Origin of the sequence: Deinococcus deserti VCD115 (assembly GCF_000020685.1) — a bacterium.
Taxonomy (GTDB): Bacteria; Deinococcota; Deinococci; order Deinococcales; family Deinococcaceae; genus Deinococcus; species Deinococcus deserti.
Window position 1 is genome coordinate 57,774 of the sequence record NC_012528.1, and the last position, 22,934, is coordinate 80,707.

Below are 22,934 nucleotides of genomic sequence, written 5' to 3' on the forward strand. Positions count from 1 at the left end.
CGCCTGGGAGATCCAGGGCGTGAAGCAGGCCTCTCCGTCTCGGGCCGCCGGTCTAGCAGGCGCAGGTATAACGAAACCCGAACAGCTCACCCTTGAGCACTTCGTAGAAGGGTTCGGGATCGTCGGGATCGAGGATTCCGTCGACCAGGGTGCCGCCTGCTGGAATTTCACCCCGGATCAGGCTGAGCCACTCGTCTTTGGTGACATGCTCCTGCGGCATGACGCCCGCGCGTTCACGGACCAGCTTCACGTAGTCGCGCAGAAAGGTCCACCGCACCCCATCCCGCTGCTGCGGGGCGTCGAACGCCTCGCCAATGGCGTCGCGGTAGGCCAGCGATGGCAGATCGATGCCGCTGGCGATGGGCAACCCGATCCATTTCCAGCTGCGGGTGTTCACATCGAGCAGGAGGTGCTCGCCTGTATCAGGGTCCTGCACGAACTCGATCTCGCTGATGCCGTGAAAGCCCAGCGCCTGTAACACCCGCACGCCCCGCTCGGCGATTTCAGGAACAAACCGGGCGTCTGCCAGGCAGGAGGTGCCGAAATCAGGCGGGTACTGTTCGAGCTTGCGTCCGACAAACACGCCACGCGGACGGCTTTGCGCGTCAAGGTAGCTGCAGACACTGTAAAAGCCGCCCGGCCGGGTCCGAACGATGCGCTGGGCGACCAGCCGAAGACCCTGCTGCGCCGCTTCCTGCACGCGGGCTTCAAACTCACTGGGAGTTTGCACGACAAAGACCTTGGCCCGGAAGGCTTCGTAAAAGGCGCGCGACTCATCGGGTTTGAGGATGACGGGGTACGGCACCTGCGCTGCAACCTGCCGCACCTGTTCGTGTGGCCCTGCAGCCAGGTCTGCCACAGGCACGCCGTCCAGATACCAGCTTTGCGGAATGGGAATGCCAAGTTTCTCCGCGGCCCGGTACAGGCTGGTCTTGTTCAGGGCCGTGTCAATCACATCCTGTCCACTGAACGGCACATGGTAGAAACGCTCCAGCTCGGTTTTATGGCGCGAAGTGGCGAACACCCAGTCGTCATTCGTAGGAAAGAGAACCGGTTTCTGTGCGAAGTGCGGGCCCAGGTCAAGGAGGAAGTCGGTGAACTCGCGCCCGCCGTCCGCCACGTCCGGGCATAGGGCCAGGGCGCTGAGGTGCCGGCTCCGCTGTCCCAGGCCGCCGCCTTCGCGGTCCAGGCCAAGAACCGGGATGCCCTGTCGTCCCAGACTGCGCGCAATGGCGAGTGCGGTGATGTGAGTGTTGAAAGTGATCGCGGCGGGCAGACCCACCCCGTTGAGCTGGTCAATTGCAGCAAGCAGGTCGGAACGTTCAGTAATCATGCGGGGGTCTTCACACTTCTTTCGGGAAGGGGCACCAGGCCCCGGGCGTACTGGAGCGTGCGCTCCACAAGGACATCGGTCGAGTTGACGAGCGGCACGGGCACATCCTGCGCGTCCAGCACCAGAGGGACCTCGGTGCATCCTGCCACCAGCACCTCGGCCCCCGAATCCACCAGTTCTAGCGCAAGCGTACGCATCTCAGCCCGGACGCGGGGACCGGTGTCTCCCGCCTTAATCTGGTACAGGAGGTCCATGAAGCGCGCCAGAGCGGAGCCTTCCAGGGCAAGGGTACTGACGCCATACGGCGCGAAAGCTGACTGGTACAGACCGGCGCCGAGGCAGGTGCTGGTGGCAAGCAGGCCGACCCGTTGCAGTCCCGGCTGTTCACGCAGAGCTGCGTCCCGCGTCTCCTCGATCAGGCTGACGAAAGGAAGGGTGGTGGCGTTGAGGATGTCCTCCTCAAAGGCGTGCGCGGTGTTGCATACCATCACCAGAAAGTCTGCGCCGGAGGCCTGCAGCCCGCGCGCCATCTGCGCCAGTACGGGGCCGGGGGACTCGCCCCGGCCGGACAGCGCGGCGTTACGGTCGGGAACACCGGGATTGTTGTCAATCAGAAGGCGGAGATGGTCCTGGTCACTCCTGGCCCCAGCCCGGCGCAAGACTTTGGCAAAGAAATCCAGCGTGGCCTCCGGACCCATGCCACCCAGCACGCCGACAGCCCTGTTCATGCGAGAAGCACGTCCTGGTAGGCATAAAGCGCGGGTGCTCCCCCGGTGTGCACAAACAGGACCTTCTGCCCCGGCTTGAATTCGCCCCGGCGCACAAGGCCAATGAGTCCTGCCATCGCTTTGCCGGTATAGACCGGGTCAAGCAGGATGCCTTCCAGGCGTGCGAGAAGCTGAACGGCCTCGACCATATCGGTGGTCGGTAGAGAATAGCCCGGCCCCACCCACTCATCCAGAGCCCGCACCGTTTCCCGGGGAATCTCTGGCACGCCCAGCAGCTCCGCCGTCTGTTGTGCGAGGGCGTGCACGTTGCCTTCCTGCGTCTCGCGCTCGCGACGGACGTTGATTCCCGTCAGCGGGAGGTGTGCGTTGTTGCCGGTCAAACCGACAAGCAAACCAGCATGCGTGCCGGCACTGCCACTGGCACACACAATATGATCGAGGTCCAGGCCCATCCTGTAGGTCTGCCCCAGAATTTCTTCGGCGCAGGCGACATATCCCAGCGCTCCAAGGGCGTTTGAGCCGCCCCCGGGAATGACATAGCCCTTACGGCCCTCCCGGGCAAGATCGTCGGCAATGCTCTGCATGGTGCCCGCCAGGTCGGCGCCACCTTCCACCACGGTGAGGCTTTCGGCTCCCAGAAGCCGGAACAGGAAGTTGTTGCCGCTGGCGTTTTCCTGGTAACTTCCCGCCACACGCTCTTCAAGCACCAGGCGGCACTGGAGGCCTTCTTTAACGGCAGCAGCCAGTGTCAGGCGGCAGTGGTTGGATTGGACCGCTCCGACGGTGATCAGGGTGTCGGCGCCGCGCGCGAGAGCATCGGCCACCAGGAATTCCAGTTTGCGCGTTTTGTTGCCGCCTCCAGTCAGGCCGGTCAGGTCGTCCCGCTTGATGTAGATGTCTGGCCCGCCGAGAAAAGCGCTGAGGCGCTCGAGTTTCTCGATAGGTGTGGGATCGGCCGTGTACTGACGCCGTGGGAAGCGGGCAAGATGCATGGAATCCTCCTTAAAATCTGACTCAACCTATATTGGTTGATAAACCTTGTCAACAAGGCAAACAGGCCTCAGTCAGGGTCAACTGTTGGGTGCGCTGATGGACCGAGGAAAGTAGTTGGAAGTGCGTGACACAGCTGGACCAGATTGAACAGGTGTGGCCTGCGCGACCCTGATTTCGGGTGGCCACCATAAGCATCCGACGACGATACAAGGGTAGCCAGCAGATCAAAGATTTCCTTGAAAACGAAGTGTACGCCATTCAAGGGGTCCAAGGGGCTCTGGAAAACAAGGCGGCTTTCACCATTCGTTCAGAGGAGCGCGGGTGGAGATTGGCTGAAGTGACCAGATGGGCCTGGTGCGTGAAGCGATGGCGGCAACGCAGGCGTCGAAATTCTCGAGGCTATGGGAAAACCAGGCCGCCAGTCGTGAGCGATCATGCTTTCAGCGCCGCAGAGGTATGCCGTAACAGAAACGTAGCTGAACGGGCAATCCGAAAAAGGAAGCTGATCAGGCTGGTTCACAACCGGGGATACTTCTGAAGCAGCGCGCCCGACTCGATAAGCTTCACAAGCCCCGGATCACTCACAGGCTCATGTTTGTCCCCCACGGCCCTTCCCCCACCGCGCGGGGAAAGTCGTACACCCCTGCGACACCTTTTGACAGGAGATTGATTGTCCTGGCAACCCGCCTCGTACCTGAGCAAGGGCGCATGCCACGGTTTACGGCGTGGCATACGCCCTATAAGGGCGATGAGCATCAACCCAGGCACTCGGTCGTACCATACTTGTCAACGGTCTGTTGCACGGACGCCTCTTTCAGAGAAAGCATTCGCAGGTTCACGCACTGCAGCTTTTGCACCCACGCGTCTTATTGATACCTGCGTAATTTGGGAACAGCTTACCCTGCGGCTATGCCACAGATTTGGCGGCCTGAAAGGCTGACCCGTCCTCAACTGGAGGAACGGCGTTTGTTCGCGGAACCCTACATCCGAGAGGACAAGCTCAGTTCCGCTCAGCTCAGCGAGCTGTGCGGCGTGGGTTCCAGCACCGTCCGAAAATGGCGTCAACGACTGCGTCACCAAGGTTCACTGGAAGCGACCTTTGCCTGAGGCCCGCCCAGACGCCTCCCGGATGAGCAGATAGCGGATGTGATGGCTCTGCTGCAAGCAGGGCCTGATCCACACTTTTACCCCGACCAACGCTGGACCTGCCCCCGAGTGCAGGAAGTCATCGGCGTGAAATTTGACGTCTGGTACCACGTGGATCACCTGAGTCGCTTACTCCATGCGTGGGGGTTCTCACGGCAAAAACCGACGAAGCGGGCAGCAGAACAAGATCAAGAAGCGGTCATGTCCTGGATCCAAATGTGGGGCCTGAGCTCGAAAAGAAGGTGGAAGACGGAGAAACGCTTGCTTTTCTAGTTGAAGTGGGTTTCAGTTTGAAACCCACGGTATCGCGGACTTGGGCGCCGTGTGGGCAGAGCCCAGTGCTCGACGCCAAAACGAACTGGGACAAGGTGTCGACGATTGGGGCGATCACGACGACAGGCAGTTCTTGCAGCAGACTCATCAGGCCGCCATCAAAGGCACCCAGGTCATCCATTTCCTGACCCATCTGCTCCGACATGTGCCTGGGAAGGTCACAGTGATCCCAAGCATTCACAAAACGAAGGCGCTGAGCGCCTTCGTCGCCGGTGAGGTTCGTCTGTCTCTCAAGTATCTGCCGCCGTACTCACCAGAGTTGAATCCTATTGAACTGGTCTGGGCCTACATCAAGCAACACATGTTGGCGAATTTCTGTCCAAAAGATTTGCTCACTCTGAAGTCACGACCGCTTCAGGCGTGGCAGCGTGTTTGGTACATCCAACTCTCGACCCGATTGTTTTACGGCAGCCAAGCGTGACCGATTTAAGAAGGTATCAATAATGGCGGAGGGTCACAGCGAGGAGCCGGATTGCACCCAGGTGATAAGCACTGTGCGTCAGGATGCTCAAAAAACCACCGATGGGCTCGTCGTCCCAGACCTCAATCTGATGGAGGTGCGTCATGGCAGCGGCATACTCATCACGAATTGCCCGCTTGAGGTCGCTCCATTCCTCAGGGGTGACCGTACGGGTTTCCCAACTTCCCGGCCAGTCAGGTCGCACATCTTCCTCCTGGGCGATGAAGCGGCGGAGAATGTGGATGTAATAGCGAATGTGTTCCGTGTGCGCCGCAATGGTTGCTCCATCCGGCTTCAGAGGTGTTGAGGCGAGTTCATGATCAAGATCATCTAGTGTTTCAAAGACGCTCCCGTGGCCTCTCCCATCGATGTAATGGCTTCCTTGGCCGCCTGTCCCTTCAAAGGTTTCGCGGAGAAGATCGGTTAAGTTGCTGAGGTAGTCCGGAGCATCAACCGTAGGCATAGTGCCTCCAGCGCGCCTTATAAGGCGACGCAGAATAAGTGGGGCGTGGGCGACGCGTTGGCCTCGCCTTGTGGTGACTCAATTCGGTTTAAGTGGGGAGTACGAAGCGTGGTTGGCCATGACACACCTGTCGGCGCATACGCGAGATCAGCGGAGGCGCGCGGAACACTGCACACTCTACGCGGTTTATGACGTGTGAGGTCTGTTGGCCTCACTGTTCCTTATCTACGCAGGCATCAATACTGGCAACCACGTCATGGCCTGAAAAGCGCAGGCGGTTGAACTCGTCACATCAGAAGCTGCCGCCGCCGCCCACGCGCACACCCTGGTAATAGGCATACGCAGCGCTGTAACAGGCTGGTTCGGCATACCAGGATTTTGCGGCGCAAATCACTTTCATGTTGCTGTAAAACACGTCGTCACTGGTCTTTCGGTTGGCATCTGTTCGTTGATAGACTTTGAGATTCCGGTACGCAAAGTCATGAACGTTGCAAGCGGGGCGAAAGTCTTCCCGGTAGCCGAGACCGAGTCCGTCGGGTGCGCTGCATCCATCCCGTGTCCAGTTCAGGCCGCTATAGGGCAGTGTGGTGCCGGCATAGCTCGCGTATTGACCGTTGTAATAAGTGACCGTCCTCCAGCCGACACGCTTGATATAAGCCAGGCGGTCAGCAGCAAGATCCTGGCCTGTGATCGTTGGTGTCTCTGGGAAACTCAGAACTGTAGGCCGCTCGCCATAAGCTTCCTGAAGCGCCTGAACCAGTCCTGGATCGTTGGCATATCGGCTGAGGATCGCCTGCGATTCCGGATCCTGTAATTCGGGTCTCTCTGCATAGGCGCCCACCAGAGAGTCCCCTGGAAGTGTGACGGCGACGTCGGGGACAGTCTGTCCACAAGAGGCCAACAGAGAGACAAGAACAGCAGCAGAGAGCACCTGGCGCATAAGACTCCTTGTTTTCGGAATTGAATAGGGATGCTTTCTGAGTGTACTCAGTTCATTTTCTGCTGATACCACTAGCTGACGTAAGTAAACGAATGATGAAGCTTATGTAAATGCAGGAATAAGCGGCTCCGATGACGTACGCTTTTTCGCCCAGCTGATAGATATGGCCAGGCGCTTGATTCCTTGTCAGGGAGCGGGAGCCTGACCGTTACATTTCAAAGCCAGGAAAGCCTTTCGAAATGGGGGGTCAGATCTTGGCCATGCGCCCACGCACTCTCAGTGACGCCTGAACGCTGAAACATTACGAATCATGACGGTCATGAGGACCGGAGGCACCATTCCAGAATCCCGGTGATCAAGGCGCGAGCCCTGTCAAGTTGGCCCGATGATGTTGTGTCGTCAGCCTTTGCAAGTCTCCGGTCATGCGGCTGACGACGCCTCGCCCAGCGCCTGGCTCCAAACTGTGTCCACCGCATCTACGTGCGCCGCCTGATAGGGCTGGCACCAGGGTGGTGCTGAGCACGGCTGCATCGTACCGGGGAGAGTCCACCGCCATGTGGCCCTGCCATTCTTAGGAAGGCCCCTGTTCGCCATCTTGCAGGACTGAAGGTGCCATTGATACATGCGTTCGTGGTGACCGATGAAGGTGTCGGTCTCCGCGCAGGGCTTGAGAGGCAACGAGGAGAGGGAGATATGCATTTTGATCCTCGCACCACTGGAAACCGTCGTGGGCGCCGGACTCCTCTGAAGCGTACATCCCACCCGGTACGTGTTCAAAGGATGCAGAAGCCGCCATCCAGGACTTCTCAGGCTGAGAGGCGCAGTCTGTCTCCCCCTCATAATCCTGGCTGGTTATGGAAAATGCAGCTCGATAAGGGAGAATTGGTTGTCGAAGCTTTGGCTGTCGCCAGAGCTTCTGCGAATCAGCCTCTCTTGCGTCGTTCTGCTCCGGACGTGTTCACCTCACCTTGGTTCTCCTGCCTGCCTCTGCTCCCCGCTCGTATCCTGAATTATGAGCATCGCCCCGCGCCACTACCTGCTCGTCGATGACAACCCCACGGACCGCCTGCTCGCCCAGGAAGCTTTTGCAGAACTCCAGCCGGATTGCACGCTGACCTGCGTCGCAAGTGGCTTAGAAGCCCTGGACTTCCTCCAGGTGGCTGTCCCCTTGCCAGACGTGATTCTCCTGGACATCAACATGCCTGGAATGAATGGTTTCCAGCTGCTGGAGCGATTGAAAAACCGTCCGGAGCTCAAAGGGATCCCTGTAGTTATGCTGAGCACTTCAAATGCTGCCGAGGACATTCGGCAGGCATACACGCTGCACGCGAGCTCGTACGTCGTGAAATCACCCTCCTTCGAAGCGTTTATGGCGCAGGTGGAGGCATTCTTGGGGTACTGGCAGGCGACGCGGGTGGCGCGCCCATCAACCGCTGAGCAGCCTTGACCCTGGGGTTCACGCCATATGCTCACATGATATGCCGGTACCCTGCCATGCCCTTCTGATCGGCGACAACGCCAGCGGCCGGATGCTGGCGCAGGAAGCCTCCGAGCAGCTCCGCCCAGAATGCACGCTCACCACCACGGCAGAAGGCAAGAAAGCCCTACAGCTGCTGCGCAACGAGTCCCTTCTGCCGGATGTGGTCCTGCTGGACATCAACATGCCGGCAATGAGCGGATTTGAACTGCTCTAGGAATTGAAGAAGGATTCTGCCTTACGGGAGGTCCCGGTGGTCATGCTGACGACCTCGAGCGCCCAGCGCGACATTACGCAGGCGTACAGTCTGCATGCGAATTCATACCTGGGAAAGTCTCCAGCTTTTGAAGCTGTTCTGGAGCAGGTGGAGGCTTTTTGAAATACCGGCAGGCTAATCGGTTGACAGGCAGGTGAACGGGCGAGCTCTTGCTTAAGCAGGAGGAGCGCAGCGGGCTGAATTCCTTGTGGCCGTGCAGGTGATGACGCACCTGGCAGAATTCCTTTTGCATGTGCGGCTACCGGTCGTCCTCCGTGGCCGTCTTGGTATTCTTCGTGGCGTTCACAGGCCTGCCCATTATCGTCCACTCTTTGGGAAAGATGCCATTTTGCCCGTGCGGCCGCCGTCTTCCTCAGTCGTGTTCGCCACGCTGCCTGAAGGAACTGAGTCCGCCGCCAGATACAGACAAAGGAAACAAAGGTTGGAAAGCGCAAACCGTTTGCAGGTGATGGCTGCAGGTACAGTTTCCGTGACCGTCTCTGTCCACCCACCAAGAGGCATTCAGGCCCTTAACGGGGTTAGTTCGCTTCTCCATCGAAACTTACTCCCTTTATTCTGCGAGCCAGTTCTGTACAGCACTGCTCAGGAAGGTCAATTCCTCAGGAAGTCCAGCGGGACTTCCTGCACGGTGGCCCCAGAGGCTCGGGATCGATCGCAGCTCTGCGGCTTGCAGATACGGCAGTTCTGCGGCATTGTCAGCCACCCGAAAATAGAGGTCGGTCTCGCTGGGCATCAGCAGAACCCGCGCCTGGATGCTGGCCAGTGCCTGGCTAAGGTCCCCGCCGTACAGGTCATTGCCGCTGATGTCACCGTGAAACCAGCTCAGAGCCTGAGCATAGAGATTCGCTGCCCGGTACGGAGCAAACCTCACCTCCCAGTCCGAGCGCAGATACGTCTCCAGGTCAGGGAACCCCAGGACCGTGCGGAACAGTTCCGCGCGGTAGAAGTCCTGGCTCAGCCCCCAGCCTGCGTAGATATGCCCGAACGCCTTGAGCGCCTCGTGGGGCTCAGCAGCGAACCGCCCGTTCCCAAGGTGCTCTGGTGCGGCTTCAAGCGTCCTCAGCAGGCCAGAGAGAAATACCTTGTTGTGCAGGGACGTGCGGGCACTTCCGCAAACCACGATGGCCCGTTCAACCTGACCTGGAAACAGGGCGGCCCAGTGGTAAGCCTGCATCGCCCCCATCGAGAAGCCATACACCGCGGCAACCCGTTGCACTCCGAAAATCTCGCGGAGGAGCCGGGACTGTGCAAGCACGTTGTCCCGCAGAGTGACCAGGTCAGGGTAATCCGGGGTTTCAGCCGCCCCCGAGGAGAGCCCGTTGGAGAACATATCGGGAATGACGATGAACCACCGCTCCGGGTCCAGCACGCCACCCGGCCCGATCAACCAGCTCTGACTGTCATGGGTCGCGGCATAGCTGCAGGGGTACACGATGACGTTGTCGCGGGCGCTATTGAGGGTGCCGTGGGTCTGCCACGCCAGCCGGGCCCCCTGAATAACACCTCCACGTTCGACGTTCAGGTCACCCAATTCGAACACACCCTCCTGCACCGGCCAGGAAGTCATGTCAGCCTCGGGAGCGTGGACTGGAAGGAAGGCTGATCCTGGCTCGGACGGGACATGACCTCACCTTACGCTGCTTGAAACCTCTTTGCGGGTGTTCGACCCAACCTGGCTGCACCCATAGAACACGAGAATACGCATGTACCCACTGACAGGCGCGTGGTCGCGACCCGAGGTAACACTGCTCTGGCCGATATCGGCGGCATCGTTCGGGCAGGGGTCTGCTGCAATAGCGTCCTCGAGCAGCCTTCGCGAGCACCCCGGTTGAAGTGGCGCTCTGGTGGAGGCTCAGCTGCGTCACAGTCTCGGCGCACGTGTGCTCACGTCTTCGGCTGCCCGAGGGCGTGACAGTCCAGCGTCACTGCTCAAGGAAATTGACCTCGCTTTGAGTGCCGTCCTGACCCAGGCGGAACGTTTTGATCTGATGCGGGGTAACCGTCGCTTCAAAGGACAGGTTGAGGAGCGGTACGGTCACTTGAACTGCAGCCGGGCGCCCGTACGGCTCGTACAGACGCAGAATCCAGTCCTCACCTTCCTCCGCCTGTTTGAGCGCTGTAACGAGAACCGCGTCAGGGGGCTCGACCGTCAGAAACGATAGGGTGCGTGGCAACCGGCCAGAATGCGCGAATTCCCGCACGAAGGTGAGTGGCTCGTTGAAATCCTGCGCCGCCGCTACGACCCCAGCGTCCTGCCAGGCTCCCATGTGCGGCATTAACGCCCAACGGGTCTCCGAGAGGCCCTGGTCGAGATACTGATCCACTGGCCTGGGCTGCTCGGGGCGGTCGCCTCCCCCATAGATCGGACTGCGCAGAATGGACAGGCGTACCTCGCCACCGTGCACATCCGCACCGTACTTGCTGTCGTTGAGCAGCGCCACGCCGTAGGGTGCCCGGCCTGCGTGCCGCTGGGCCATGGAGCCGGCCTGATCCCCGAGCTGCTGAAAGTTTGCCTCGGTCGGCTTCCCCGAGCTGGCAAGCACACCGCTCACAGCAAGCCACGCCTGCGAAGGCTCCTCCTGCCCGCCTGCCGGACGCGTGACGTACCCAAATGGCACGGAGAACGTGGCCGTCGTGTCCTCCAGTGCAAAGGGAAAGGCGAGTTTCGCCATTCGGTACTCTTCGTGCCAGTCCAGCTGCAGGTGGCCATGAATGGCGGGGCTGTCCCGGTAGATCGAGAGGTCCTGCCGGGCGGTGGAGCGGCCCCAGCGGGTGGTGACCCGCACCGTGGCCCGGACCGGGCCGGTTTCGAGCAGTTCGATGTGCGGATCGCCGAACACGCCGGCCAGATGGCGGAAGTAGTCGCCTTTCCCCCATGGGTTGGTGGGATCCTCGATCACCAGCACCTGTGCAGCGGCGCCGGCAAGGAGTTCGCGGTCCAGCCTCTTGTCGCGGAGGCTGCGCAGTGCTCCCGTGCGTGGGTCAAGTTCCAGACGCCACCAGGCGTTTTCAAGAACACGGTCAGTGGCGCTGAGTGGACGGGCGTCGGCGCCAGGCTGGTGCGGAGGCCGGTCCACGATGCGGTACACGCGGTATCCCAGTGCGGGAACGTCGGCGAGGAACGCGGCCCGCTTCCGGGGCGGCCCAGCTTCGCCCATGGCAAACTGGTGCACCACCGGCTCGTTGCGGTCATCCAGCACCTGCATGTCCAGGACGTGCCAGTCGTTGAGTTCGACGTCGATCACTTCCTGCCGCGGCCAGGGATTCGGGTTGAACACCACCACCGGGACACCATCGCCCATATCAGCCACGACATTGCCTGCCCCTGTGCGGACACGGCGCATGGTTTCTTCCACCACGACGTCATCGGTGCTTCGTGTGTCGATGTGGCGGGCAATCACCTGCACCGCCTCGTGAAGCGTCCTCTTCGCGGTGCCGACCGCCTCGCCCTGCTCATACCGGGCGTCATCGTACGCCCGGGGAATACTGGTACCGCAGATGATGTCGTGGAACTGGTTGAATAGGAGGTGTTTCCAGGACCGGTCAAGTGCCGCGCCCGGGTAGGCACGGCCGTAACGGGTCGCGATCGTCGACCATTTTTCAGCGGCGCTCAAGGTGTGTTCACCCAGGCGGTTGAACCGTTTGACGCTGCTGTGCGAGGTGTAGCACCCGCGGAACGTGTACTGCAGCGGCGCATGAAATTCAGCCTGGACGTCCCGCTGGGCTGCGCGAGCGAAAAAGCCGGCAACAGTCCCCATCTGCAGGGTAGGCCAGTCGGGATCAACCATCAGGGCGCGCATGTTCGCGATGGCTTTCTTGGTGGGGCCTCCACCGTGGTTGCCGACACCGTACACCACCAGCCATTCCGGGCTGTCCGCCGGTCGCCAGTCGATAGACGCGTTCAAGGTGTCGACGACGTCGCGAGGATTGGAGTTATAGGACTCCACGCGCGCACTCAGCACGCGTGTGCCGTCTGGACCTTGCCACCAGAAGAGGTTGGACGGCAGGTCGACCTCATGAGGGTGGGGGCGCCAGAACACGAAGTGATCCAGTCCAGACAGTTTGAACATCTGCGGCAGGGTGTGGGGGTGCCCGAACGTGTCAGGCAGAAAGGCCACCCGGGATCGTTGACCGAAGGTGTGCTCGAAATACCGCTGTCCGTGGAGCGCCTGGCGGGCCAGGGACTCGCCGGACGGGATGTTCACGTCGGGCTCCACCCACTGTCCCCCCAGCAATTCCCACTGCCCGCGGTCAACTGCTGCACGGATTTCGGCCAGCAGGTCGGGATCCACGTCCATCCATGCGTACTGCGCTGCAGACGTGTGCCCAAACATCAGGTCCGGGTTTTCTTTGAGCCGGTCTAGGACGCTCCGAAAGGTGGCCTTGACGGCTTCGAGACCTTCCTGGCGGTCCCAGAGCCAGACTGGGTCAAGGTGAGCGTGGCCAACCAGGGTGAAGGTCAGGTCTTTGCTGCGGGGGTCAGCCATGGTTCATCCAGTCTACAAATTATTTCAAACTTTTAAAGAATCCGGGCATCGGCCAGGTCAAGCTCTGCGATATGGACCATTTCGGTTGCCTATCTCTACATTCTGCTCTGGAATCACAGCAGGCCCTGACGCAGCGCTTTCACTGCCGCCTGCGTCCGGTCCGACGCCTGAAGCTTTTCCAACAGGTCCTGAACGTGCAACTTCACGCTGCTCACGCTGATCTCCAACTGCATTCCAATTTCCCGGTTTCCCAGTCCGTCGGCGATCAGACGCAGCACCTCCAGCTCCCGGGCCGACAGCTCCACCGGCACGCCCGGCGTGCGCATCGCGCCCAGCACGTGGTGCGCCACCTGTGGGTCCAGGAAAGCGCTGCCGACCGCAGCCGCCCGGATGGCCAGCAGCAGCAGGTCCGGCCGGGCACTTTTCAGGCAGTAGGCGTCTGCCCCGGAGGCCAGGGCCGCCAGAACCTCCGCGCGCAGGTTATGTGCCGTGAGCATCACCACCCGCGTCTGCGGATAATGCCTGCGCACTTCACCCGCCGTCTGAATGCCGTCCATGCCCGGCAGCCCAATGTCCACCACGGCCACATCCACGGCGGTGCGGGAGAGCACCTCGAGGGCCTCCTCGCCACTGCGCGCTTCGCCCACCACCCGCAGGTCCGGTTCGAAGTTCACCGCCACGCGTAAGCCGTCCCGGGTAAACGCATGATCTTCTACCAGCAGGACCCGGATGGGGGAGGCCGTCATGTCGTTTCACCCTTCGGTACGGTCAGCGTGAACACCGTACGCGCCTGGGCAGTCCTGCGGTACGACACGGTGCCGCCGTGCGCTTCCGCGATGCGCCGCGTGAGGTACAGCCCCAGGCCCGTACTGCCGCCCGCGCCACCGGTCCGGAACCGCTGGAACAAATTTCCCGTCCGCGAGGAGGGCACGCCCGGGCCCTCATCGGTGACCTTGATCAGAGCGTCGTCCAGGTCCAGTTTCAGTTCGATGGTCACGGTGCCCTCAGACGGACTGAACTTCACCGCGTTGTCGACCAGGTTCTGCACCGCCCGCCGCAGGTCGTGTTTCGAGCCGTACACCCGGACACTGTCAAGGCGCAGGTCAAACCCCACCCGGCGGGCCTGTGCCCGAGGCTGCACCTGGTCCACGACGCCCAGGACGATGCTGCGCAGGTTGACCTCCTGCGCTTCTTCCTGCGCTTCACCGCCTTCGTAGCGGGCGACCGTGAGGAGCTGATCGGCCAGGCTCAGCAGACTGTCGTTGGCCTCCAGGCCATTGTGCAAGGTGCGGCGGTACTCTTCAGGCAACGGACCAAAGGCTCCCTTGAGGGCCTGTTCCATGTGCAGGGCGTTGGCCATCAGAGGAGTCCTCAGGTCGTGGGAGAACGCGTAGATCAGGTCACGGACCACTTCACCCTGCTCCGCAAGGTGCGCTCGCTGGGCAGCGAGGTCGTCAAGCAGGGTCGTCCGTTCCAGAAGTGGCCGCAGGGTGGTGATGGCCTCGACGAGTTGGGCCGCGTTCACCTGTGGCTGGTGCACACGAACCAGCAGATCCCCGTCTCGTCCTGGCAGGAACGCCAGCAAGTCTGACTCCTGACTGGCAGTCCACACTGATCCGTCGCTCGACGGCGGAACCCGCACATCGAGCGGCAGGGTCTGGTTCAGGTGATGCCGGGCCCCGGCAGGAAAAATGGCGTGCGGGGTTCGCATGGTCGTGCGGTCCACCCGGCCGATCTCCACCTCCTGCGCTCCGGTAAATGCTGCGAGGCCCTCCGCTGCGCGCGCCACGAACGCTTCCAGACCGTACGGACCGCTGACAAACTCCACCAGCGTCCGCAGGTTCCGTTCCTGCTCAGCACGGCGCTTTTCCGCCTCCACCTGCACGGCACGCTCGGAAGCCAGCCGGGCCCGCCAGGTCAGTCCGCCCACGAGCAGCGTTGCTCCCAGACTCACTGCCCGGTTGAGGACATCGAATGTGGATGTGGGCAGGTCATGCCAGTGATGGAAGCCTGCTCCCACATTCGCCACCACAGCGAACACCAGCAGGCCGAGCGCAAACCGCCACGAACTTGCCAGCGCTGCCAGCGCGACCGGCGCGCTGAGCAGCGTCCCGACCACCAGTGCGGGGGGCGTGGCCAGGTCGGCCAGGAACACAAGTGCGGCCAGTACGACAGCGACCACTTCCAGTCCCTGGAAAGGCCTGCGGGACGTCGAGTGTGAGGATGGCAGGGCGAAGTGCATGCGGTATGGAGCTTACTGCGCGCGGACGAGCGCGTCTTGGCCACCTGGCCAGGACAAGGGCACCCAGCGCGGCTTAGCGTACGGTCATGTCGACCGCCCGGACTTCTGGCTCATTTAAACAATGGTTTCTGGAAATTGAGCAGTCCGAGCCAGAAGGGTTCTACGAAAACGAATCTGCCGTACGCGTGCAGCACCACCAGCATCCATGGTGGAAAGTGATGTGCCTGACCGGGGTGGATTACTTCTCCACGCTGGGGTACCAGCCTGGAATCGCGGCGCTCGCCGCAGGGCCGCTGGCACCGGTGGCCACCCTGGTGCTGGTCCTGGTGACCCTGTTCGGCGCCCTCCCCATGTACCGGCGGGTCGCGCAGGAAAGCCCGCATGGGGATGGTTCGATCAGCATGCTCGAGCGGCTGCTCAGCTACTGGCCGGGCAAGCTGCTCGTGCTGACCCTGATCGGCTTCGTCGCGACCGGATTCATCATTACCATCACGCTGTCGGCGGCGGACGCCACCGCACATCTGGTCGAGAACCCGTTCCTGAAAGCGCGTCTGGACGGGTACCAGGTCCCCTTGACGCTGGCGCTCATTGGGCTGCTCGGGGGGGTCTTCCTGAAAGGCTTCAAGGAAGCCATCGGGATCGCCGTTGCCATTGTGGTGCTCTACATCGGTCTGAACCTGGTGGTGATCGGGAAGGGAACTCTGGACGTGCTGGCCCAGCCTGCAGTGCTGACAAACTGGCAAACCGGACTGGCCCAGGCGTACCAGTCGCCGCTGGCCATGACCGGCGCAGCGCTGCTCGTTTTTCCCCGCCTTGCCCTGGGTCTGAGCGGCTTTGAGACCGGCGTGGTCGTGATGCCGCTGGTCCAGGGAGGCCCGGGGGACGCCCGGAAGCGCCTCGCGGGGCGAATCCGGAACACGAAAAAACTGCTGACGACTGCTGCGTTACTGATGAGCGCGCTGTTGCTCGGTTCGGCCATGGTCACCACCCTGCTGATCCCACCGGACGCTTTCCGACCGGGGGGGGAAGCGAGTGGACGGGCCCTGGCGTACCTGGCCCACGAGCGGCTGGGGGACGCTTTCGGCAGCCTCTATGACGCGGCCACCATCCTGATCCTGTGGTTTGCGGGTGCGTCGGCGATGGCGGGCCTGCTGAACATCGTGCCGCGGTATCTGCCCCGATACGGCATGGCGCCTGACTGGTCGCGCGCCTCCCGGCCGCTGGTGGTGATCTTCGTTGCTCTCAGTGCCCTGGTAACCATCCTGTTCCGGGCCAACGTCGAGACCCAAGCTGGCGCCTATGCCACAGGTGTCCTCGCGCTGATGACCAGCGCCGCTGTCGCCGTGTTCTTGACCGAAGTCCGGCGCAAGCATGCCCGGAGCGCAGCCGTGTTCGCTGTCATCAGTGCCCTGTTCATCTATACCAGCGTCGTCACCGTCGCCGACCGCCCAGAGGGACTGTTTATCGCCCTGCTGTTTATCGCTGCCATCCTGACCGTGAGCGTGGCGTCGCGCGTGAGCCGGTCCACAGAACTTCGTGTTCAACACGTCACACTGGATGGGCCGGCCCAGCAGCTGCTCCGAGAAACGGTACTGCGCGGCCTGCCGGTCCGCTTCATCGCCAATCGCCTGCACGCCGGGGATTCCACTGAGTACCACTTGAAAGAATTGGAGGTTCGCCTGGACACGCACCTGCCCCAGGGTGAACCAGCACTGTTTCTTGAGGTCGCCATCACAGACGCCAGCAACTTCACGGATACCGTCCAGGTCCAGGGCGTCCGGATCGGCCGGCACGCAGTTCTGCGTGCCGGTGGGAGCAGTGTGCCCAACACCATTGCTGCCGTGCTGCTTCATGTGCGGGACGTTACCGGCAGCCCTCCACATGTGTACTTTGAGTGGAGCGAGACAGGACCTGCCGCAAACGCCTTGCGCTTCCTGCTGGCTGGCGAGGGCGACATTCCCCCGCTCACGCATGAGGTACTCCGGGTGGCTGAACCAAACCAGCAGCGCCGGCCGATCGTGCACGTGGGCGGCTGAGCACCATGACCAGTCCGAACCGTCGCCTGCTCCTGAACCGCCTGACGCCACCACAGCTGATCGCCTTGTCGTTCGCCGTGGCCATTCTGGTGGGCACCCTGCTGCTGTATTCCCCTGTCACGCACGCTCCCGGGAAGAACGTGACCCTCCTTCAGGCGCTATTTACTGCCACCAGCGCCACGTGTGTGACCGGCCTGAACGTCCTCGACCCGGGCAGCACCTTCAACCGTCTTGGCGAGGTGATCCTGATGGTCCTGATTCAGGTTGGTGGGCTGGGCATTATCACCTTCGGAACTCTGTTTGCCAGCCTCCGGGGCCAGCGGGTAGGCGTCCAGGAACGGCTGCGCACTGCCCAGCAGGCCAACCTGAACGAGTTTGGGGATGTTACCCGGGTCATCAAAGGCATCTTCATTTACACCCTGCTGACTGAACTGATCGGCGCGCTGCTGCTGATGGTCCACTTTGTGCCGCTGGAGGGCTGGGACCGTGGCATCCATCTTTCCGTGTTCCATTCGGTGAGTGCCTTCAACAACGCGGGATTCGGGTTGTACCCGGATAACATGATCCGTTTTGCCGAAGATCCGCTGGTGCTGCTGACCACCAGCACCCTGGTCATCCTGGGGGGTCTGGGGTACCTGGCAGTGCTGGGCGTGGCGCTTTACCTGCGCGACCCGCGCCGGAACCGTCTGAGCCTGAACACCATCATCATTCTGGTCACTTCAGCGTTCCTGATTGTGCTGGGCACCGTGGTCGTCACCGTCCTGGAGTGGAACAACCCCGGCACGCTCGGTCCACTCAGTACAGGCGGCAAACTGCTCAGCGGGTACTACCAGGGGGTCGCCCCGCGTACGGCGGGCTTCAATTCCGTCGACTACGGGGCCATGCACGGGGCAACGCTCTTCATCACGATGCTGCTGATGTTTGTGGGGGGCAGTCCCGGGTCCACGGCGGGAGGCATCAAGACCACCACGTTCTACGTGCTGGTGTCGAGTATCGTGTCTCACGCCAAAGGCGAGCACGAGAACGTCTCGTTCCACCGGCGGATCGAAACCGAGGACCTGCTGCGCGCCTCGGTGGTAACAGCGCTCAGCCTGGTGGTGGTGACGTCCGGAATGTTTCTTCTGCTGGCCACCAATCCGAAACTGCCGTTCGTGAACGTTGCCTTCGAGGCGTTCTCGGCGTTCGCCACAGTGGGCCTGAGCATGAACACCACGCCGCTGTTTAATGCACCCGGGCAGCTGGTGCTGATCGGGCTGATGTTCCTGGGCCGCATCGGGCCACTGACGTTCGCCATCGCGTTCGCCCGGCAGCAGCGGCACCGCGTCCGGTACCCTGTCGATAAATCCATCGTTGTTGGCTGAGTCACTACGTGGTGGCTGACGTGCGGCTCCGATGAAAAGATCGGATCCACGCGCTACTGTCGCATCTACATCATCAGAAACCTCAGAAGAATCGGTGTGAGGTCACGACAGCCACAGGCCCGTTCGAAGGAAATGAATGAAGAATCACTCCTCCTTCACCCATGGAATAACTGAAATTGCGACACCTTGATAGAAGGTCATGCAGTAGCGTCAGCCTGCCGGTATGTGTCCTGCGGACCTGCATAAGGCGTGTCGGCCAAGATTGGCTATGAGCTTGAGGCCGGCAGGCTTGGCCGCTGTGCCCAGAAGAAATGACTGACGATCAATGGCAGCGACTCGCCTCACTCCTTCCTGCACAAGTCGGCTTGGGAAGGACCTCATCGCCCGGCGGCTACTGGATCAGGTTGTCCGCGTCGTTCAAGCGGGGGTGCAGCCGCGCCGGAAGCGTCAGGCATGCGAGGCACGCCAGCACCATCACCCCGGCGAACAACGAGGACGAGTGACTCAGCAGCACGCCGGGCGCAAGCGGCGCAACGGTGCGGGCCAGCAGCCCGGACAGGGACACCAGCGCGTTGTACCGGCCCAGCAACTCCCCGGGCGCCACCACGGCAACGAGCGGGGTGAGGCTGGGAGGCATCAGCAGCTCTCCCAGCCCGAACAGCAGCATGCCCAGCACCAGGAGGGGCACCACCAGCCCAGACGAAGCGGTTCCCAGGAACAGAACCGCCAGCCAAGCAGCGACCCACACCAGGAACATCAGTCGCAGGGCGCTTGTCCGCCGCCGGCCACGCAGCGCACGCGTCACCGCCACCTGCCCGAGAACAATCACGAAGGCGTTGCACGCCACGGCAGCCCCAAAGACGCCTGTCGGGACCGCGCGCACATCCATTGCGACGAGGGCGATGCCGGTGTTGAGCTGGCTGATCCCGATAAACACAAAGGCGAACATCAGGGCGCACAGCAGCAGCAGGCGAGGGTCGCGCAGCGCAGTACGCCAGCCGCCACGCCCACGCGCACCGGACCCGGAGGGTGAGAACAGCCGCGGCAGCCGCGAGGCAAGCCCCCCGGCGAGCAGCAGCAGCAGGGCTTGCAGCCAGAACAGCCGGGCGAATGACGTGAGGTCATCCGCGTGTACGATCACGCCACCGAGCAGCGCGCCAACGCCGATGCCGGCATTCAGTCCTGTGGCGCGCAATGAGAACGCGTTCGAATGCAGGTGGGCAGGCAGCAGCAGCGCGAGCGCGGACAGCACCGCTGGCCCCACCACTGCCTGCCCCGCAAAGACGAGCACCGCGCCGCTCAGCACCAGGGGTAGCGTCGTTGCCACGGCCATCGTCATGGCGCCGAGCAGCGCCGCTCCCAGGCCACCCAGCAGGGTGGCGCGACTGCCAAGTCGGTCCGTCAGGCTGCCCGCCAGGGGGGTGGCGAGCACACCGGCCAGAGACACCAGCGCAACCAACATCCCTGCCTGCGCCGCGCTTTGTTGGTGCACGCGCTGCCAGTACAGCATCAGGAAGGGGAACATGACGCCGGTGGCCAGCCAGGTCAAGGTATCGGCCAGCAGCACAGCCCACGCTGGCCCCCGTATGGACGACGCCACAGGCGGCATCTCCTTCACGCGTCCAACTTCTTGCCGCCGGCGGCCGGCGACCGGCCGCACAGCCACGACACCATCGTGAGGGCATGGGGACGGGGCAGGAGTGACACCAACGGGGACCGAACCAGGCTTGCCATCATGACAGTCTCCACGTTCGCCGGCACCAAAGGCCAGACCTACATACAGCCTGACGCCTCGTTATCCGTCTGCGGAATCGGCGAGCGCGTCACCAAGCTCGACCACGGGTTTTCCCAGGCCAGGCAGCCTGTTCGCCTCCGAAGAAAACTCCTCGAACACCTGCTTCAGAAACCGGGTGCTCGTATGGCCGCAGGTGATGTAGAGCAGCTGGCGCGAAGAGCCCAGGCTCGTGACCCGGTCAGGAAAACCAGAGTCCTTGGAGACGACCACCGCTCCGGCAGCCCGCGCGGAAGACACCCCGTCTGCGGCATCCCGGTATCCCAGATCACTGGCACTGGAGGCTCCGGTACCAATGGTCTGGGTGAGCCAGCGAGCGAGTTGCGGCCGAAGCCGGGCGTCCAGCCAGTACGGGCCGGCAGCATGTCAGGCGCTCAAACACCTCAACGTCCTGCTGGATACTGTGCCGGAAAACGAGTTGTGCCTGATGCTCAGCCCGTGCGAAAAAGCTATTTGCACCGGCAAGTTCGTGGTCGTGCGGATTTGCGGCACGTACCGACTCTTCGGGTGCTTCCAGATTAACGACGGTATTCAGTGTGTCGGAGCCGCTGACCGCCCGCGATGAGTTGTGCCTCGCCTTTAACGCCAGCGAGCATGACGTGCAGGCCGCAGCGTACACCAACGGTGGGGACCAGTACCTCGTTCATCCGGGTGCAGCGGGCGGCGGGACGTTCGGCTCAAACGTGCAGCAGAGCTTCCAGAAGTCTGACGGTAAAACTGCCGTTCCGGGTCAGGATGCCGGACCCCAGCTCCCTGCGGGTGCTGAAGCTGCGGGATGTCCGTCTGGATAACCTCGCCGTTCGCCCTATGCACGCAGGAGTCACGGCTGCTCCCACCGTTTCAGCCTCGGCACCCATCACCCTGAACGGGAAGTACACCTCCGCATTCAACAACTGCAAAGCCGTGGTGTCCGGCATAGTGACCTGCGCGGTGACGCTCACACCCGTCCGGTAAGGCCACCAGCCTTCAGACTCTGGTCGGAGCAGAAAGTGCGACTTCCTCACGCACTCCCTGCTTTCTTGACGGGCGGTGAGGCGGCATGTTGGACCGGACAGACCCGGTGCGTTCGCCTGCTGACGTCGTTTCGCTTATGCCGTGCCAGGCGAGCATCGTCCAGAAAGGTCCTGTGCTCAGCTGCCACCCACGGCCCGGATGCGGGTGCCGGTGGCAGGCGTGATGGTGCCGCGCTGCTGGATATACTCCAGCACGACTTGAGCGTCGGGTTCCCGGCTAACCCCCTGCCCGTCAGCGAACATGGTGTACTCGTCGCCGCCAGCGTTGGTGAAGTCCGACAGTGCCAGAGTATAGGTCGTGGCGTCCCGCAGGACCGGGGCTCCGCTGTCGAGGGTGACACTCACGATGCGTGAGCCGACTGGCCGGCTGACGTCATAGGTAAACGAGAAGCCGGAAATCTGAAGGAAGCGTCCGCTGGCACCGGGAAGCGCGGAGACGCTGTTCTCCAGCGCGGCGTACAGCTGCGAGCCGGTGACGGTGCGGGTCACCGCCGTGTTGCCGAACGGCAGCACGCTGTACACGTCCCCCGCGACAATGTCATAGGGCGGACCCGGCTGGTACCCGGGGGCCGGCCGGCGCAGGGATTTGTCCTGGGGGGTATAGCTTGAAGGCAGGGCGCTGCGGATGCTGCCGCCGTTCTGGATGGCGAGTTGCGTGCCATACCGCGCACGTAAGGCATCCGTGATCAGGTTGCCCAGGGCCACTTCACGTAGACGTTCGATGTTGCTGCCGCGCGCGAACACTTCGGTGGCCACGCCAATCTTGCGGTCGAGCTGCTGGGCGAGCTGGGTGCGGTAGGTCGAAAGCACCTGCTCGACCGCCGGATCCGGCGTGACCCCGGTGGTGACGGGCTCGATGAAGGTGTTGATGCGCTCGGTGACCTGCCCGGTGGAGCGGTCTACCGTCACGTTCACTTTGGAGTAGGTTGCGCCCTTGCTGAGGTTTTCTATCACCAGGGCACCGTTGATGGTGGCGCTGAACTGCTCGTTGGTGTGGTCGCCGAAAATCACGTCGAAGCCGTTGACACTCTTGGCAAAGTCGATCAGCGGACCGGTGTGCGCCTGCGTCACCGGATCGCGGCCAGTTACACCGAGGTGAGCGATCACCACGAAGACGCGTGCTCCCTCCGCCTGAGCCATCAAGCGGGCCTGCGTCGCGGCCGCCACCGGGTCCGTCACACGGAGGGTGCCGAGCGCGCCGGGAGCCACCAGCGTCGGGGCTTCAGGATTCGTGATGCCGATGACGGCGACCTTCACGCCGCCCACCGTAAAGATCTGGTAGCGCTTCACCTTGGTCAGGTTCGCTTCAAGGTTTTCGAGGTTCGCGGAGACGTACTGGAATTTCGCCCGGTCAATCAGGGGTTGCAGGCCCTGAATTCCACGGTCGAAGTTGTGATTCCCGAACGTGTCGGCATCGAAACCCATCACGTTCATTGCCTCGATAGCGGGCACTTCGTTGAAGAAGCTCGACAGGGGCGGTGAGCCACCGTAGGCGTCACCACCGGTGAGGGTCAGCGTGTTGGGGTTTGCGGCGCGGTCCTGCTTGAAGTAAGCGCTGAGCGTAGCGGCGCCCCCGACGGTGCGTTGTGTGGTTCCGCTGCCTACCGTCAGCGGATCAAGCTGCGCGTGCCAGTCAGAGACGTTCAGGAACTGGATCGTGACCGGGTCTGGTGGAGCGACACTCAAGCAGGCGGTGAGGAGGACGGTCAGGGCGGTCAGCGGGAGAAGCCGGATCGACATACAACCTCCTGAAACTGGTGGGCCGTCACCTTTCAGGCTGAACTGCCTGAAGAGATCACCGGACCCTTGTCGGGCACGTATTCGCTCGCTTGAGCGTACGACACGCCGCTCAC

Annotated in this window: 17 protein-coding genes and 1 pseudogene; 6 read left to right on the plus strand and 12 right to left on the minus strand. The window is 62.2% G+C overall.

Annotated elements, in window-relative coordinates; all coding sequences use genetic code 11:
- Nucleotides 1–52: 52 nt before the first annotated feature.
- Genes DEIDE_RS16265 through cuyA form a run of 3 tightly spaced genes read right to left on the minus strand, consistent with a single transcriptional unit; the run spans nt 53 to nt 3,053 of the window.
- Nucleotides 53–1,333: a carboxylate--amine ligase gene (locus DEIDE_RS16265; protein ID WP_012694823.1), complete on the minus strand. Its 1,281-nt coding sequence runs from the start codon at nt 1,331–1,333 to the stop codon at nt 53–55.
- Nucleotides 1,330–2,061: a cysteate racemase gene (gene cuyB, locus DEIDE_RS16270; protein ID WP_012694824.1), complete on the minus strand. Its 732-nt coding sequence runs from the start codon at nt 2,059–2,061 to the stop codon at nt 1,330–1,332. Before cuyB ends, DEIDE_RS16265 begins: the two co-directional genes overlap by 4 nt.
- A complete protein-coding gene (cuyA, locus tag DEIDE_RS16275; RefSeq protein WP_012694825.1) occupies nt 2,058–3,053 on the minus strand; it encodes a D-cysteate sulfo-lyase in 996 nt (331 codons plus the stop codon). Before cuyA ends, cuyB begins: the two co-directional genes overlap by 4 nt.
- A 919-nt stretch (nt 3,054–3,972) precedes the next feature.
- On the opposite strand from cuyA, the pseudogene DEIDE_RS19420 reads away from it, so the two are divergent.
- Nucleotides 3,973–4,954: pseudogene (locus DEIDE_RS19420) on the plus strand (IS630 family transposase).
- 16 nt (nt 4,955–4,970) lie between these two features.
- On the opposite strand, the gene DEIDE_RS16290 reads toward DEIDE_RS19420, so the two are convergent.
- Nucleotides 4,971–5,456: a DinB family protein gene (locus DEIDE_RS16290; RefSeq protein ID WP_012694828.1), complete on the minus strand. Its 486-nt coding sequence runs from the start codon at nt 5,454–5,456 to the stop codon at nt 4,971–4,973.
- Between the two features lie 292 nt (nt 5,457–5,748).
- On the minus strand, nt 5,749–6,396 hold the full coding sequence (locus tag DEIDE_RS16295; protein WP_012694829.1) for a phospholipase A2: 648 nt from the start codon (nt 6,394–6,396) through the stop codon (nt 5,749–5,751).
- A gap of 1,012 nt (nt 6,397–7,408) precedes the next feature.
- Between DEIDE_RS16295 and DEIDE_RS16300 the strand changes: the two genes are divergently transcribed.
- Together DEIDE_RS16300 and DEIDE_RS19830 are read left to right on the plus strand one after the other, a co-directional pair.
- Nucleotides 7,409–7,843, plus strand: coding sequence for a response regulator (locus DEIDE_RS16300; protein WP_012694830.1), 435 nt, complete (start codon nt 7,409–7,411; stop codon nt 7,841–7,843).
- 31 nt (nt 7,844–7,874) lie between these two features.
- Nucleotides 7,875–8,090, plus strand: a complete 216-nt coding sequence (locus DEIDE_RS19830; RefSeq protein WP_012694831.1) for a response regulator — start codon at nt 7,875–7,877, stop codon at nt 8,088–8,090.
- Nucleotides 8,091–8,700: 610 nt separating this feature from the next.
- Here DEIDE_RS19830 and DEIDE_RS16310 read toward each other — a convergent pair.
- The 4 genes from DEIDE_RS16310 to DEIDE_RS16325 all read right to left on the minus strand — a co-directional run bounded on the left by DEIDE_RS16310 (nt 8,701) and on the right by DEIDE_RS16325 (nt 14,879).
- Nucleotides 8,701–9,717: an alpha/beta fold hydrolase gene (locus DEIDE_RS16310; protein WP_012694833.1), complete on the minus strand. Its 1,017-nt coding sequence runs from the start codon at nt 9,715–9,717 to the stop codon at nt 8,701–8,703.
- 355 nt (nt 9,718–10,072) lie between these two features.
- The gene (locus tag DEIDE_RS16315) at nt 10,073–12,637 is read right to left on the minus strand and encodes an alpha-mannosidase (RefSeq protein WP_012694834.1); all 2,565 of its coding nucleotides are present in this window, start codon (nt 12,635–12,637) and stop codon (nt 10,073–10,075) included.
- Between the two features lie 113 nt (nt 12,638–12,750).
- Complete coding sequence (locus DEIDE_RS16320; RefSeq protein ID WP_012694835.1) at nt 12,751–13,383, minus strand: response regulator; 633 nt, start codon at nt 13,381–13,383, stop codon at nt 12,751–12,753.
- On the minus strand, nt 13,380–14,879 hold the full coding sequence (locus tag DEIDE_RS16325) for a sensor histidine kinase (protein WP_012694836.1): 1,500 nt from the start codon (nt 14,877–14,879) through the stop codon (nt 13,380–13,382). The genes DEIDE_RS16320 and DEIDE_RS16325 overlap by 4 nt, the downstream gene beginning before the upstream one ends.
- An 86-nt stretch (nt 14,880–14,965) precedes the next feature.
- Here DEIDE_RS16325 and DEIDE_RS16330 point away from each other — a divergent pair, with 86 nt between their 5' ends.
- Both DEIDE_RS16330 and DEIDE_RS16335 read left to right on the plus strand, forming a co-directional pair.
- Nucleotides 14,966–16,915: an APC family permease gene (locus DEIDE_RS16330; RefSeq protein WP_012694837.1), complete on the plus strand. Its 1,950-nt coding sequence runs from the start codon at nt 14,966–14,968 to the stop codon at nt 16,913–16,915.
- Between the two features lie 5 nt (nt 16,916–16,920).
- Nucleotides 16,921–18,276, plus strand: coding sequence for a TrkH family potassium uptake protein (locus tag DEIDE_RS16335; protein WP_012694838.1), 1,356 nt, complete (start codon nt 16,921–16,923; stop codon nt 18,274–18,276).
- Between the two features lie 391 nt (nt 18,277–18,667).
- On the opposite strand, the gene DEIDE_RS16340 is transcribed toward DEIDE_RS16335, so the two are convergent.
- Both DEIDE_RS16340 and DEIDE_RS19285 read right to left on the minus strand, forming a co-directional pair.
- Nucleotides 18,668–19,876 (minus strand): MFS transporter, encoded by a 1,209-nt coding sequence (locus tag DEIDE_RS16340; protein WP_012694839.1) that lies wholly within the window; start codon nt 19,874–19,876, stop codon nt 18,668–18,670.
- Between the two features lie 195 nt (nt 19,877–20,071).
- Complete coding sequence (locus DEIDE_RS19285) at nt 20,072–20,413, minus strand: DUF5615 family PIN-like protein (RefSeq protein WP_041228007.1); 342 nt, start codon at nt 20,411–20,413, stop codon at nt 20,072–20,074.
- 191 nt (nt 20,414–20,604) lie between these two features.
- Here DEIDE_RS19285 and DEIDE_RS19290 point away from each other — a divergent pair, with 191 nt between their 5' ends.
- Nucleotides 20,605–20,859: a hypothetical protein gene (locus tag DEIDE_RS19290; RefSeq protein ID WP_162485729.1), complete on the plus strand. Its 255-nt coding sequence runs from the start codon at nt 20,605–20,607 to the stop codon at nt 20,857–20,859.
- Between the two features lie 339 nt (nt 20,860–21,198).
- Here DEIDE_RS19290 and DEIDE_RS16365 read toward each other — a convergent pair whose 3' ends face one another.
- Complete coding sequence (locus tag DEIDE_RS16365; RefSeq protein ID WP_012694843.1) at nt 21,199–22,821, minus strand: bifunctional metallophosphatase/5'-nucleotidase; 1,623 nt, start codon at nt 22,819–22,821, stop codon at nt 21,199–21,201.
- Nucleotides 22,822–22,934 lie beyond the last annotated feature (113 nt).

Coding starts and splice junctions, on each gene's coding strand:
- DEIDE_RS16315 (WP_012694834.1), bottom strand. CDS start 12,637: ATGGCTGACCCCCGCAGCAAAGACCTGACCTTCACCCTGGTTGGCCAC.
- DEIDE_RS16330 (WP_012694837.1), top strand. CDS start 14,966: ATGTCGACCGCCCGGACTTCTGGCTCATTTAAACAATGGTTTCTGGAA.
- DEIDE_RS16265 (WP_012694823.1), bottom strand. CDS start 1,333: ATGATTACTGAACGTTCCGACCTGCTTGCTGCAATTGACCAGCTCAAC.
- DEIDE_RS16300 (WP_012694830.1), top strand. CDS start 7,409: ATGAGCATCGCCCCGCGCCACTACCTGCTCGTCGATGACAACCCCACG.
- DEIDE_RS16310 (WP_012694833.1), bottom strand. CDS start 9,717: ATGACTTCCTGGCCGGTGCAGGAGGGTGTGTTCGAATTGGGTGACCTG.
- DEIDE_RS16290 (WP_012694828.1), bottom strand. CDS start 5,456: ATGCCTACGGTTGATGCTCCGGACTACCTCAGCAACTTAACCGATCTT.
- DEIDE_RS16320 (WP_012694835.1), bottom strand. CDS start 13,383: ATGACGGCCTCCCCCATCCGGGTCCTGCTGGTAGAAGATCATGCGTTT.
- DEIDE_RS16335 (WP_012694838.1), top strand. CDS start 16,921: ATGACCAGTCCGAACCGTCGCCTGCTCCTGAACCGCCTGACGCCACCA.
- DEIDE_RS16295 (WP_012694829.1), bottom strand. CDS start 6,396: ATGCGCCAGGTGCTCTCTGCTGCTGTTCTTGTCTCTCTGTTGGCCTCT.
- cuyA (WP_012694825.1), bottom strand. CDS start 3,053: ATGCATCTTGCCCGCTTCCCACGGCGTCAGTACACGGCCGATCCCACA.
- DEIDE_RS19830 (WP_012694831.1), top strand. CDS start 7,875: ATGCCGGTACCCTGCCATGCCCTTCTGATCGGCGACAACGCCAGCGGC.
- DEIDE_RS16365 (WP_012694843.1), bottom strand. CDS start 22,821: ATGTCGATCCGGCTTCTCCCGCTGACCGCCCTGACCGTCCTCCTCACC.
- cuyB (WP_012694824.1), bottom strand. CDS start 2,061: ATGAACAGGGCTGTCGGCGTGCTGGGTGGCATGGGTCCGGAGGCCACG.
- DEIDE_RS16325 (WP_012694836.1), bottom strand. CDS start 14,879: ATGCACTTCGCCCTGCCATCCTCACACTCGACGTCCCGCAGGCCTTTC.